The organism is Vibrio sp. PID23_8, from assembly GCF_003584965.1.
Lineage (GTDB): Bacteria > Pseudomonadota > Gammaproteobacteria > Enterobacterales > Vibrionaceae > Vibrio.
In genome coordinates, this window is sequence record NZ_LIXE01000011.1 from 1 (window position 1) to 12,124 (window position 12,124).

The following is a 12,124-nucleotide window of genomic DNA, read 5'->3' on the forward strand; positions in this document are numbered from 1 at the left end:
AGCACCGCCGTATACTTTTGCAAGTGTAGTACAGATAGCTGCAGTTAGAGTTGTTTTACCGTGGTCAACGTGGCCGATAGTACCAACGTTTACGTGCGGTTTTACGCGTTCAAATTTTTCTTTAGACACAATCGTGTTCCTTCCTAGTTATGATTCGCTGGGATCATTATTGATCTCAACGCGCCAGAAATTGTTATTTTATGCGCCAACGCTCGTTAGCGCAATATTTGGACGGCCTGATCACGCAAAAAGTCTTAAACTTTTTGTGGACCAATCGTCAAATTAGTAACCACGTTCAGCCATGATTGCTTCAGCAAATGTTTTCGGCACTTCAGCATACTCATGGAACTCCATAGAGTAAGACGCGCGGCCTTGAGTTGCTGAACGTAGATCAGTTGCATAACCAAACATTTCAGAAAGTGGTACTTGAGCACGGATGATCTTAAGACCGGCCACGCCCTCGTCCATACCTTCGATCATGCCGCGGCGACGGTTAAGGTCACCAACCACATCACCCATCCAATCTTCAGGAGTGGTTACTTCAACTTTCATCATTGGTTCAAGAATCACTGGGTTTGCTTCAAGAGCACCTTTTCTAAAGGCCATTGAGCCAGCAATCTTAAATGCCATTTCGCTTGAATCAACATCGTGGTAAGAACCATCGAACAGCGTTGCTTTAATATCTAGTACTGGGTAACCCGCTAGAACACCACTGTTCATTTGCTCTTCGATACCTTTCGCTACCGAGCTAATGTACTCTTTAGGAACCGCACCACCCACGATCTCGTCAACAAAGACAAAACCTTCACCCAATTCAGAAGGCTCAAGTTTGATCCATACGTGACCGTACTGACCGCGACCGCCAGATTGACGAACGAACTTGCCTTCCACTTCCGCAGTACCACGAATGGTTTCACGGTAAGCAACTTGAGGTTTACCAACGTTACAATCAACGCTGAATTCACGCTTCATACGGTCAACGATGATATCTAGGTGAAGCTCACCCATACCAGAAATCAGGGTTTGACCTGTTTCGTCGTCCGTTTCCACGCGGAAAGATGGATCTTCTGCCGCTAGTTTACCTAGAGCAACACCCATCTTATCTTGATCAGCCTTTGAGCGAGGTTCTACTGCGATCTGAATAACGGGTTCAGGGAACTCCATACGCTCTAGAATCACTTTGTGGTTCTGGTCACATAGGGTGTCACCCGTCGTTACGTCTTTCAGACCGATTGCAGCGGCGATATCACCCGCACGGATTTCTTTCACCTCATCACGCTTGTTAGCATGCATTTGTACAATACGGCCAAAGCGTTCACGCTTCTCTTTTACAGAGTTATAAACAGAGTCACCCGTGTTTACAACGCCAGAGTAAACGCGCATGAAAGTTAGTGTGCCTACGAACGGGTCGGTTGCGATCTTAAACGCTAGCGCAGAAAACGGTTCGTTGTCGTCAGCATGACGCTCAACTTCATTTTCATTCTCGTCGATACCTTTAATTGCAGGTACATCAACTGGCGATGGTAAGTATTCGATTACAGCGTCTAGTACTGCTTGTACACCTTTGTTCTTAAACGCACTACCACAAGTTGCTAGTACGATTTCATTATTTAGTGTACGTGCACGCAGAGCTTGTTTGATTTCAACCTCTGTTAGCTCACCTTCTTCAAGGTACTTATCCATTAGCTCTTCGCTAGCTTCCGCTGCTGCTTCAACTAGGTTGTTGCGCCATTCTTCAGCAAGTTCTTGCATGTCAGCTGGAATGTCTTCGTAAGTAAAAGACATGCCTTGATCGGCTTCGTTCCAGTTGACCATTTTCATCTTGATAAGGTCGATAACACCTTGGAATTCTTCTTCTGCACCAACGTTAAGTTGGATTGGAACAGGATTCGCACCAAGACGGGTCTTAATTTGGTCCACAACGCGTAGGAAGTCAGCACCAGTACGGTCCATCTTATTCACGAATACCAAACGAGGAACGTGGTATTTGTCAGCTTGACGCCATACTGTTTCAGACTGAGGTTCAACACCTGATGAGCCACAGAACACAACCACTGCACCATCAAGTACACGAAGAGAACGCTCTACTTCGATTGTGAAGTCAACGTGTCCAGGAGTATCAATGATGTTTACGCGGTGATCTTGGAATTGTGCTTCCATACCACGCCAGAAAGTAGTAGTCGCAGCTGAAGTGATAGTGATACCACGTTCTTGCTCCTGCTCCATCCAGTCCATGGTTGCAGCACCGTCGTGAACTTCACCGATTTTATGAGAAAGACCAGTGTAGAACAGAATACGTTCAGTGGTAGTTGTTTTACCTGCATCAACGTGAGCACAGATACCGATATTACGGTAGCGCTCAATAGGAGTTTTGCGAGCCACGGTTGAATCCTCTTATACTTAGAGACTTAGGGACTATTGCTATGTCGAGAAAGCTATCCCCTAGATATAGCAATAGTTCCTAGCATGCGCATAGGAACTAAAGAAGTGCTGCAAGGAACCTTGCAGCACTGAAAAGGTATTACCAACGGTAATGTGCGAACGCTTTGTTTGCGTCAGCCATGCGGTGAACGTCTTCACGTTTCTTAACCGCAGTACCTTTGTTCTCAGACGCGTCTAGCATTTCAGCAGCTAGGCGTTGAGCCATAGATTTTTCACCACGCTTACGCGCAGCTTCAACCAACCAACGCATAGCAAGTGCGTTACGGCGAACCGGACGTACTTCTACAGGAACTTGGTAAGTTGAACCACCTACACGGCGAGATTTAACTTCTACCGCTGGGCGAACATTTTCAAGAGCTTCTTCAAATACAGCTAAGTGATCTTTACCAGATTTCTCAGCCATAGCATCTAGTGCAGTGTAAACGATTTTTTCTGCAGTAGATTTTTTACCGTCAACCATTAGGATGTTAACGAATTTTGCCAGCAGTTCAGATTTGAACTTTGGATCTGGAAGGATCTTACGCTGACCAATGACGCGACGACGTGGCATGGAATTTCTCCGTTGTCTTATTCTTCAGGTTATCCAAAACTTTGCAGTTTCTTCAAAAAATTAAAATTTAATTTTAGTGTTTGGCCTTACTTAACGCTTCTTTACAGAAAGAAGGGCATTAAGACTTAGGACGCTTCACACCGTACTTAGAACGACCTTGTTTACGGTCGTTAACGCCAGCACAGTCAAGTGCACCGCGAACAGTGTGGTAACGTACACCCGGAAGGTCTTTTACACGACCGCCACGGATTAGTACAACACTGTGCTCTTGAAGGTTGTGACCTTCACCGCCGATGTACGATGTTACTTCGAAGCCGTTTGTCAGACGTACACGACAAACTTTACGAAGTGCTGAGTTAGGTTTTTTAGGTGTAGTAGTGTAAACACGAGTACATACACCACGTTTTTGTGGGCACGCTTCTAGTGCAGGCACGTTGCTTTTAACAACTTGCTTTGCACGTGGCTTACGTACCAACTGGTTAATAGTTGCCATTAACTAGCTCCTGATTTACTTGAAAGTAAGCTTTGTGAAAAATCTAGCCCTAAAACCATTGGGTAGTTAGGGACGCAAAATTCTATGCAGCAGTGAGATGTGTGTCAAGAAATATACGGATCTTTTTTGTTCAATTGGGGCAATTTATCCGTAAAGTATTATCGACAGGAAAATAGGGTTAATCCCAAGTAAGCGATTTTTCTTGTTTTACCGTCAATTCAACAAAGCCTTCGTAGCTTATTAACCTGACAGAATGACTAATACGATTCGCCATTCCTCGTGCGTCAATATCACTTTGCAAAGCAAATACCGATGGGCCTTTTACTTTGCTGAAAGCATTATGCTGGGGGTTGGCTGCGTATACCGCATCTTCAATGAGCAGGACATCATCTTGCTCACTATACAGTGCCATTGCATCGTCTAATGCAGCGACGGATTTGATGATATGTAACATGGCTTCCTCAGAATGACAGTAACTTGCCAGCTTGTTGAAGTTTGTCTTTAAGCTGCTCGGCATTTAATGCTTTGGCTTCAATGACCAAGTCAGCTTGAGCTAAACCTCGCTTTGCGAGCGAATCTGAACATACGAAAACTTGTTCAATATCGTATAAATCAAATAATTTGAGCATTGGTGCATAGTCTTTACTGAGTATAGCACTGGGATCCTGCCCAAGCAGTAACTGGTAAACACCATCGCCAACAAATAGTACAGTGATGTCTTCACAGTATGCGGATGCTGCAAGCAATGCATCAATACCCTCACGTCCAGAAGCACTGCCATGAGGGGCCTGACGAAATAGATAGGTTAACTGACTCAAAACTGCACCACTCTGTCTTGGGTTAACATGGCTTCAGCTAAGCTCCCTAATCCAGCCTGCTCGAACGCATCCGATAAGTTGTGTTGCACAAGACTATGCTGATTTGCTTCACCTTCACTGATGATGCCACGGCGCAATGCCGCCGCAACACAAGTTTCAAGGCGAACGTTATGTTCCTTCGCCAAAGTTTGCCAAGCTTTGCTCAGATCAAACTCATCGTTGGCTGGTACACTCAATGCTGTACCATTGGTAACACCGTCTTGGTAAAAGAACACGCTGACTAATGAGTGCCCTTGCTTAATTACCGCTTGAGCGAATTGATAAGCACTGCGTGCCGATTGACGACCATAAACAGGCCCGTTGACCACCAGCGTGTAAGTTAATCCATTCACGCTTATTCGTCCTCGGTCTTACGCTGACGAATGTAGAGGTAAACCGTGTGCTTAGAGATATTCAGGCGATCTGCGACACGGTTGATGGCGTCTTTAATATCGAAGATACCTTTGTCGTAAAGCTCCATCACGATCTGACGGTTTTTGGTGTTATTTGATACCGATTTGTCTGCGTTAATCTCTTCAATGGTGCGCTCAACCGTTTGGTCAACCAGCTCTTCTACATCACTTGCAAAGTTTACCGATGACGCCGCTTCTTTCGCTTCTTGTGTTGGCATAAAGGATTGCAACACTTGAGAGAAAGGAGCGTCGAGGTTGACGTTGATACAAAGCAGGCCAATCACGCGGTTCTCACCGTTACGAATGGCAACCGTAATCGACTTCATCAATACGCCGCCTTTGGCTCGAGTGAAGTACGAACGAGAAAAGTTACGCTCAGAGCCTTCAATATCTTTAAGCATTTTTAGCGCCAAGTCGGTGATAGGCGAACCGACCTGACGGCCCGTATTTTCACCATTGGCGATTTTAATTGCAGAGGTATTGAGGTCTTCCAGAGAGTGAAGAACGATTTCACAAAATGGGCCGATCAGACTGGCGATACCATCGACGACGGCTTCATAAGATCTCAAGATGATTTTATCATGCTCAGAAAATGGCATCACGTTGACAGATTCCATTTCGAGCAACATCTCCGCATTTATTGTTTCTGTAGTGGTCATAAGTCTTCGAGCGAAAAATCAACAAATTGGTGTAAGTTTATCAGAAATTTTGAAACACAGCCTAGCAAACTCACTAACTAGTGACCTAGAACAAAAAAGGCCCATAAAAAGGACCTTTTTTCATTAAGTTAGCGCAGCAAGAGCTTATTGAGCTTCATTGCCATTCTCAACGTTTAGCAGTTCCACTTCGAATACCAGCGTTGAGTTAGCTGGGATGCTTGCTGTGTCTTGATCACCGTATGCTAGCTCTGGCGGGATAACGAATTTGAACTTAGAACCTACAGGCATTAACTGAACACCTTCAGTCCAACCAGGGATTACGCGATTTAGTGGGAACGTTGCTGGTTCGCCACGATCGTAAGAGCTGTCAAACTGAGTACCATCAATTAGAGTACCTTTGTAATGCACTTGAACGGTATCTGTGTCTTTTGGCTTTTCACCTTCAGCTGGCGTGATGACTTCATAAAGTAAACCAGAGTCCGTCTTCACTACGCCTTCTTGCTTTGCAAATTCAGCACGGAAGTCATCGCCCGCTTTCTTCGCTTCAGCCGCTTGCTCTGCCGCTTGCTTTTGCATGGTTTCCGCTACACGCTCGTCGAGAGACTCTAAAGCCTCGCGAGTTTCCTCTTCGTTCATAGCAGCGTTACCATTAAAGACATCTTCGATACCTTTAAGAACTAGGTCTTTGTTTAGGTTGATACCGATTTCGCTTGGTTTTTCGATGCTAGCGCTTAGGTAGTTAGCAAATGAAACGCCAATCGCATACGCTGCTTTGTCATCGTCGGTTTTAAAGTGAACCGCTTTACCGGTTTCTGCTTGAACTTGCTCAGCTTGAGGAGCTGCTTCTGGTTTTGTTTCTTCTTTTTGACAACCTACCGCGAGCATTACTGTTGCGGCAAGTAGCGACACTTTTAAAACTGATTTCATTGAATTCTCCAAATAATGGCGACGCCATTGGTTGTTGTGCACAAATCTTCTATTGAGACTAGTGAAGACAATATATATATCAATATACTAGCTATATGTCTTAAGACACAAACTGGATTATTAGATGTGATGCAAAGAATTTCTCATTTATTCCTATATTTAGTTGTAATCACTACGTTAAATGGATGCTTTTTTACCGATCATGATGTTCAACGATGGCCTCTCGAGCTTCAAGGTTCCACCAGCTTTGCGCTCAGTCGAGATGGCCGGTTTGCCTTATTGTATTCCACAGAGCACCACTTGATGCTTTGGGATTTGGAACAGAATAAGCAACTCGCTAAGCTGGGAGAACTTGATCAAGATGCGAATGTGGTTTCCCACATTCGCATTTCCGACAACGGGCGCTATGCCGTGACCGCAAGTCAAATGAACTTCGCGGTGTGGGATCTCGGATGGACGCAAGCTGAGGGGCTATGGTCTATCTCAGACGCTCTGATCCGCGATGTCGATATCACCAGTAACGGTGAAGAAGTACTACTTGGACTTTCCAATGGTAAAGCGATTCACGTCAACTTAGTCACCGGCCGTCGGATGGAGTTTCTTGCCCATAGAGAAAAAGTCAATTCCGTGGCAATTTCGCCAAATGGCAAGTTTGCACTGACGGGTGGGAATGACTATAACGCGTATTTATGGGACACCGAAACGGGCCTGGCATTACGCACCTTTGAACATGATCAGCGAGTGGTCAGGGTTGCACTTCAACGTGATGGTAAATTAGCGATGACATCAGACGGTGGCAACCAAGCCATAATCTGGGATTTAGAAACCGGAGAAGAAGTCACCCAGCTAAGTAGTTGGTCGCGTCAGCTGATTTTTTCCACCGCGCGATTCTCCGATGACGGCAGCTTGCTGGTGACAGGCACTCCTTCTGGCCGCGTGATGGTCTGGGATACTCAAACGGGTAAACGCATAGACAGATTTGAAGTCGAGCCGAAAAAAGATACTCGCCCTCCTCGCGCGGTCGTGTATGATGCAGCTTTTGATTCTAAGCAACGTGTAATTACTGCCACTTCTGCGGGTATTGCCCAAGCTTGGCAGCGAGAGAACGGATCATGACAGAAAAAATCATTCAGCAATTGGAAGCGCGCATTAATGACCTAGAGTGTCAGGTCGCATTCCAAGAACAGACTATTGAAGATCTGAACAGCGCATTATCACAGCAGCAACTGCAGCTCACTAAAATGCAAGATCAGATGAAATACGTGGTAGGTAAAGTGAAAAATATGGACTCGTCGAACATGGCCGATCCCGCGAAAGAGCCGCCACCGCCGCATTACTAAATGAATGCGTGAAAGAGAAAACAAAGCCCAGAATTGCCTTCTGGGCTTTGTCATTTTTACCCAGTAAGAAGATTACTCTTCAGCGTAGATCTTAACGCTCAATTCTCCTTGGGTATTGATCCCTGCTCTGTACATACCTGAGCTGTTCATCGCGAAGTGCAACTCTCCTTGCGCATCAATCGCGATTAAGCCACCTTCGCCGCCCATCGCTTTTAGTTCACCTTGAATAATGTGCTCACTGGCGGTGTGTACGTCTTCTTTGAGGTAACGCATACGCGCAGCGACATCTTCCGCTACGCGCTTACGGATAAAAAATTCGCCAACACCGGTAGTGGAAACAGCGACCACACCATTTTCTGCGACGGTCCCACAGCCAATCAATGCGGAATCGCCCACTCGGCCGTATTTTTTGTTAGTCACGCCGCCGGTGCTGGTCGCTGCAGCCAAATTACCATGCTGATCCAAAGCGACCGCTCCCACAGTACCGTGCTTATGATCATCGGGGTAACGTGATTCAGACAACGCAAACAACCCTTTTTCACGCATCGACAACAGTTGCTCATAACGATGGTCAGTAAAGAAGTAGTCTTGCTCGGTGTATTGATGGCCTTGTTCGAAAGCGAACTTCTCGGCCCCTTCGCCCACAAGCAAAACATGATTACTTTTTTGCATCACATCACGAGCGAGCTCTATCGGGTTCTTAATGTGCCTGACTCCTGCAACAGCACCCGCGGCTTGATTTCTGCCATCCATCACGGAGGCATCCATCTCAACCATTTCATTATGTGTTAGCACAGAGCCCTTGCCAGCGTTAAAGTTAGGGGAGTCTTCCAGCGCTTTGACGGCAGCGATGACAGCATCAAGTGCTTCACCACCCCTATCGAGAATTTGGTGTCCTGCTTTTACCGCCGCCGCTAAATCCGCCAAGATCGATTGTTTTAGCTGTGCACTCATCTGCTCTCGCAAAATCGTGCCCGCGCCACCATGAATGGCGATAGAAAATGGTTTACTCATCACGTTGCCCAACTTTCACTCGGTTCTTTGATCACACCTCAGATAAACAAAAAGCGCAAGTTGAAACCTCAACTTGCGCTTTTCAATTTTGAATCTAGATAACGTTATCTAGTCAGAGCGTGCGATTAGTGAGAACCGCAACTGCCGCCGCCACAACATTCGTGATCGTCGCCTTTCTCTTCGCCACCACAGCAGCCGCCTTCGTGATCGTGATCGTGGTCGTGGCCACCGCAACAACCGCCACCTTGATGGATATGACCGTGTTCGATCTCTTCTGCTGTTGCTTCACGTACCGCGACAACTTCAACTTCAAACGTTAGTGTTTGACCAGCAAGCATGTGGTTACCATCAACAACCACTTCGTCACCGTCAACTTCGGTTACTTCTACAGGGATTGGACCTTGGTCAGTATCCGCTAGGAAGCGCATGCCCACTTCGATTTGGTCAACACCCTGGAAAACTTCGGCAGGAACGCGTTGAACTAGTGCATCGTCATGCTCGCCGTATGCGTCTTCAGGAGTTACTGTTGCAGTGAACTTGTCGCCTGCTACTTTGCCTTCTAGTTCGTTCTCAAGACCTGTGATCAGGTTGTTGTGACCGTGAAGGTAATCAAGAGGCGCGTCAACCGTTGACTCATCGACAACTACACCTTCTTCAAGCATTACTTTGTACGCAAGGCTTACGACTACGTTCTTTTCAATTTTCATACTAACTCCAGAGAGATTAAACGACTTAACCAGCTCAGGTTAAGTAAACATGGATGACGATATTATGGGGATCAATCAGCGAACTTCAATTACTCAGGCTTAAAAATACCGATCATTTCCTGTTCAGAGTGTTTATTTTTCTCTACAGATTGTGGTTTACGTTGCTCAGTAAAATCACAATCTACACACTCGACCAATTCAATATTGTGCTCAATCCACCAGCGCAATGTATCTTGCTGGCTGCACTGCGGACAACTTGCTCCCGCAATAAAACGCTTTTTCGCTTTCACTTTCTATCCTTATTTCAGAGTGTTAGCCATGAGTACTACTTCCAATGATTGGGAGACTGATGATCGCTTTCCATTTCACGACCAAAAATTTCTTCTAATTCTTTACGTGCTTCTTTCGACCTTTGCGCCAATTCCTTATCCTCATTGTGCTGAGGTAATAAGTCCTTGAGCATAGCATTATCGAGTTTACGAAAATGTGCCTCTGCTCGCTTTGCCTGATAAGGATGCATCCCAAGCTCGACAAGTGCCTGACGGCCTAGATCTAATGCGCCTAAAAACATTTCACGTGAGTAATTTTCCACGCCATGGCTCATCAACTGATACGCTTCTACACGACTACGCGCCCGCGCCAGAAGTTTAAGGTTGGGAAAATGGTCTCGACAAATATCAACAATCGCCATCACTTCATCCGGTGAGTCAGTACAAATCACCAACGCTTCTGCTTTATCGGCTCCGGCTGCACGCAGTAGATCAATATGTGTCGCGTCACCATAAAACACTTTGTAGCCGTACTTTCTCAGTAGATGAATCTGACTCGCATCACTTTCCAAAACCGTTACTTTAATCTTATTGGCATACATCAATCGACCAACAATCTGACCAAAGCGACCAAAACCAGCAATGATGACACGCGGACGACGATCCACGACTCCACTTTGTACACTTTGCTCTTCTTCTTGATTGAGCGTGTGCGCAAACCATCGCTTCTGCCCCATCAACAACAATGGCGTTGTCACCATCGACAAACTCACCACCACCAACAAAAACGCCACCTGTTCTTTGGTCAAAATGCCTTCTTGGCTCGCCGCTGTAAAAATGACGAAAGCAAATTCCCCACCCTGACTCAATATGGCCGACATACGACTGCGGGCTTTAGCGCGAATCCGAGCCATGCGTGACAAGAGGTAGAGCACCAATCCTTTGACCATCACCAAAGCCACCACCGCACTTAAAATAGCGATCGGTTGCAAAGCCAGTAAGCCTAAGTTGACCGCCATACCGACGGCAATAAAGAACAACCCAAGTAACAAACCTTTGAACGGTTCAATCGCGATTTCCAATTCGTGGCGATATTCACTCTCGGCAAGCAGTACACCCGCCAAAAAAGTACCTAGCGCCATCGACAAACCCAGTTTTTGCATCGTGACTGAAATACCCAGCACCACTAACAACGCCGCTACCGTAAACAGTTCCCGCACACCGCTCATGACCACAAAACGGAATAAAGGGCGCAGTAAAAAGTGGCCGCCAACCAACAAGCCAATTACACTGCCAATCACCCAAAAGGCGTCTAACCAGTCGCCACTCGATTGCCCACCAGAAAGTAACGGTAACATCGCCAACATAGGGATCACCGCAATGTCTTGAAATAACAACACCGCAAAGCCAGACTGACCGGTTTCAGTGCCCGTCAGACCTTGTTCTTGAATCACGCGAAGCGCAATTGCGGTAGAAGAGAGCGCCAATCCCATTCCAATCACTACGCTGACTTGTATACTTACGCCAAATAGACTGACAAGACTGGCGATCACCCCTGACGTAACAATGACTTGGGCTCCACCTAGCCCTAAAATCGGTCCGCGCATTTGCCAGAGTTTCTTCGGGTTAAGCTCTAATCCAATTAAGAACAACAGCAAGACCACACCCAACTCGGCGAAATGCAAAATAGCATCCACATCGCGAATTAAACCAAACCCCCAAGGCCCGATCATGACTCCCGCAATAAGGTAACCAAGTACCGACCCTAGCCCTAAACGCTGGGCAATAGGTACGGCAATCACTGCTGCCGATAGGAAGATCACGCTGCTTTGTAAAAACTCACTGGTCATCGCCATGCGCACCTCCTTGTGAGCCGATAAACGCTTGCAACGGATTCATCAACCATTGGCGGTATTGCTCTGCATGTTGGTAGCGTTCAATATCGGATACATTGCGCGACCAATAAAGCACCATTGGTTCCATCCAGTGCATCTGACATAACGCGGCAGTTAACTCAAAAGGCTGTAATATCTGTGCCAACGGGTATTTGTTGTACCCCAGAGAACTGAAAGCCTCTTCTTTACCTCCTGTGGTGATGACACTGCGCCAGTATTTCCCCTCAAGTGCGCAGCCATCACCAAATGCGAACCCTTTACCCAATACACGATCCAACCATTCTTTCAATAATGCAGGGCAGGAGTACATATAGAGTGGATGATGGAAAACGATCACATCATGCTCCATCAACAAGGTGTGTTCGTAATTCACATCAATAAAAAAATCAGGATATGCAGCATAAATATCGTGCACCGTAACATGACCAAGTGATTGAATTTTTTTTATCATCACTTGATTGGCTATGGAATTTTGTGGCTCCGGATGAGCGTAAATCACCAGAACCTTTGGTTGTGATGATTTCGGTGTCGATGGTTCAGCAGCCAAATAGTCGTCCT

16 protein-coding genes are annotated in these 12,124 nt (G+C 46.2%); 2 read left to right on the forward strand and 14 right to left on the reverse strand.

Annotation, left to right across the window (positions count from 1 at the left end; translation table 11 throughout):
• The 9 genes from AK966_RS15830 to fkpA form a co-directional block, all read right to left on the reverse strand.
• The coding region (locus tag AK966_RS15830) for a GTP-binding protein (protein WP_232525442.1) at positions 1-129 on the reverse strand (129 nt) is incomplete at its 3' end.
• 153 nt (positions 130-282) lie between these two features.
• The gene (gene fusA / locus AK966_RS15835) at positions 283-2,382 is read right to left on the reverse strand and encodes an elongation factor G (protein ID WP_099080011.1); all 2,100 of its coding nucleotides are present in this window, start codon (positions 2,380-2,382) and stop codon (positions 283-285) included.
• A gap of 139 nt (positions 2,383-2,521) precedes the next feature.
• Positions 2,522-2,992 (reverse strand): 30S ribosomal protein S7, encoded by a 471-nt coding sequence (rpsG, locus tag AK966_RS15840; RefSeq protein ID WP_004415829.1) that lies wholly within the window; start codon positions 2,990-2,992, stop codon positions 2,522-2,524.
• Positions 2,993-3,110: 118 nt separating this feature from the next.
• Complete coding sequence (gene rpsL, locus AK966_RS15845) at positions 3,111-3,485, reverse strand: 30S ribosomal protein S12 (protein ID WP_004399892.1); 375 nt, start codon at positions 3,483-3,485, stop codon at positions 3,111-3,113.
• A gap of 178 nt (positions 3,486-3,663) precedes the next feature.
• Positions 3,664-3,939, reverse strand: a complete 276-nt coding sequence (gene tusB / locus AK966_RS15850) for a sulfurtransferase complex subunit TusB (protein ID WP_099080012.1) — start codon at positions 3,937-3,939, stop codon at positions 3,664-3,666.
• A gap of 7 nt (positions 3,940-3,946) precedes the next feature.
• Positions 3,947-4,303, reverse strand: coding sequence for a sulfurtransferase complex subunit TusC (tusC, locus tag AK966_RS15855; protein WP_099080013.1), 357 nt, complete (start codon positions 4,301-4,303; stop codon positions 3,947-3,949).
• A complete protein-coding gene (tusD, locus tag AK966_RS15860) occupies positions 4,300-4,695 on the reverse strand; it encodes a sulfurtransferase complex subunit TusD (RefSeq protein WP_099080014.1) in 396 nt (131 codons plus the stop codon). Before tusD ends, tusC begins: the two co-directional genes overlap by 4 nt.
• 2 nt (positions 4,696-4,697) lie before the next feature.
• On the reverse strand, positions 4,698-5,414 hold the full coding sequence (locus tag AK966_RS15865) for a transcriptional regulator (RefSeq protein WP_038871970.1): 717 nt from the start codon (positions 5,412-5,414) through the stop codon (positions 4,698-4,700).
• A gap of 144 nt (positions 5,415-5,558) precedes the next feature.
• A complete protein-coding gene (gene fkpA, locus AK966_RS15870; RefSeq protein ID WP_119464531.1) occupies positions 5,559-6,341 on the reverse strand; it encodes an FKBP-type peptidyl-prolyl cis-trans isomerase in 783 nt (260 codons plus the stop codon).
• Between the two features lie 129 nt (positions 6,342-6,470).
• Between fkpA and AK966_RS15875 the strand changes: the two genes are divergently transcribed.
• The gene (locus AK966_RS15875; RefSeq protein WP_099080099.1) at positions 6,471-7,457 is read left to right on the forward strand and encodes a WD40 repeat domain-containing protein; all 987 of its coding nucleotides are present in this window, start codon (positions 6,471-6,473) and stop codon (positions 7,455-7,457) included.
• Positions 7,454-7,681, forward strand: coding sequence for a SlyX family protein (locus AK966_RS15880; protein ID WP_099080016.1), 228 nt, complete (start codon positions 7,454-7,456; stop codon positions 7,679-7,681). Before AK966_RS15875 ends, AK966_RS15880 begins: the two co-directional genes overlap by 4 nt.
• Positions 7,682-7,753: 72 nt before the next feature.
• Here the strand turns inward: AK966_RS15880 and AK966_RS15885 are convergent, their stop codons facing one another.
• The 5 genes from AK966_RS15885 to kefG form a co-directional block, all read right to left on the reverse strand.
• Complete coding sequence (locus AK966_RS15885) at positions 7,754-8,695, reverse strand: isoaspartyl peptidase/L-asparaginase family protein (protein ID WP_099080017.1); 942 nt, start codon at positions 8,693-8,695, stop codon at positions 7,754-7,756.
• Between the two features lie 125 nt (positions 8,696-8,820).
• Positions 8,821-9,402 (reverse strand): peptidylprolyl isomerase, encoded by a 582-nt coding sequence (gene slyD / locus AK966_RS15890; RefSeq protein ID WP_099080018.1) that lies wholly within the window; start codon positions 9,400-9,402, stop codon positions 8,821-8,823.
• 89 nt (positions 9,403-9,491) lie between these two features.
• Positions 9,492-9,692, reverse strand: coding sequence for a YheV family putative zinc ribbon protein (locus AK966_RS15895; protein WP_099080019.1), 201 nt, complete (start codon positions 9,690-9,692; stop codon positions 9,492-9,494).
• A 35-nt stretch (positions 9,693-9,727) separates the two neighbouring features.
• The gene (gene kefB, locus AK966_RS15900) at positions 9,728-11,527 is read right to left on the reverse strand and encodes a glutathione-regulated potassium-efflux system protein KefB (RefSeq protein ID WP_099080020.1); all 1,800 of its coding nucleotides are present in this window, start codon (positions 11,525-11,527) and stop codon (positions 9,728-9,730) included.
• Positions 11,511-12,113, reverse strand: a complete 603-nt coding sequence (kefG, locus tag AK966_RS15905; protein ID WP_099080021.1) for a glutathione-regulated potassium-efflux system ancillary protein KefG — start codon at positions 12,111-12,113, stop codon at positions 11,511-11,513. Before kefG ends, kefB begins: the two co-directional genes overlap by 17 nt.
• Between the last annotated feature and the right edge of the window lie 11 nt (positions 12,114-12,124).

What these genes read in the sequence shown, in the direction of transcription:
- AK966_RS15875 (WP_099080099.1), top strand. Translation starts at nt 6,471, where the DNA reads ATGCAAAGAATTTCTCATTTATTCCTATATTTAGTTGTAATCACTACG.
- AK966_RS15880 (WP_099080016.1), top strand. Translation starts at nt 7,454, where the DNA reads ATGACAGAAAAAATCATTCAGCAATTGGAAGCGCGCATTAATGACCTA.
- fkpA (WP_119464531.1), bottom strand. Translation starts at nt 6,341, where the DNA reads ATGAAATCAGTTTTAAAAGTGTCGCTACTTGCCGCAACAGTAATGCTC.
- tusB (WP_099080012.1), bottom strand. Translation starts at nt 3,939, where the DNA reads ATGTTACATATCATCAAATCCGTCGCTGCATTAGACGATGCAATGGCA.
- AK966_RS15865 (WP_038871970.1), bottom strand. Translation starts at nt 5,414, where the DNA reads ATGACCACTACAGAAACAATAAATGCGGAGATGTTGCTCGAAATGGAA.
- rpsL (WP_004399892.1), bottom strand. Translation starts at nt 3,485, where the DNA reads ATGGCAACTATTAACCAGTTGGTACGTAAGCCACGTGCAAAGCAAGTT.
- rpsG (WP_004415829.1), bottom strand. Translation starts at nt 2,992, where the DNA reads ATGCCACGTCGTCGCGTCATTGGTCAGCGTAAGATCCTTCCAGATCCA.
- slyD (WP_099080018.1), bottom strand. Translation starts at nt 9,402, where the DNA reads ATGAAAATTGAAAAGAACGTAGTCGTAAGCCTTGCGTACAAAGTAATG.
- kefB (WP_099080020.1), bottom strand. Translation starts at nt 11,527, where the DNA reads ATGGCGATGACCAGTGAGTTTTTACAAAGCAGCGTGATCTTCCTATCG.
- AK966_RS15885 (WP_099080017.1), bottom strand. Translation starts at nt 8,695, where the DNA reads ATGAGTAAACCATTTTCTATCGCCATTCATGGTGGCGCGGGCACGATT.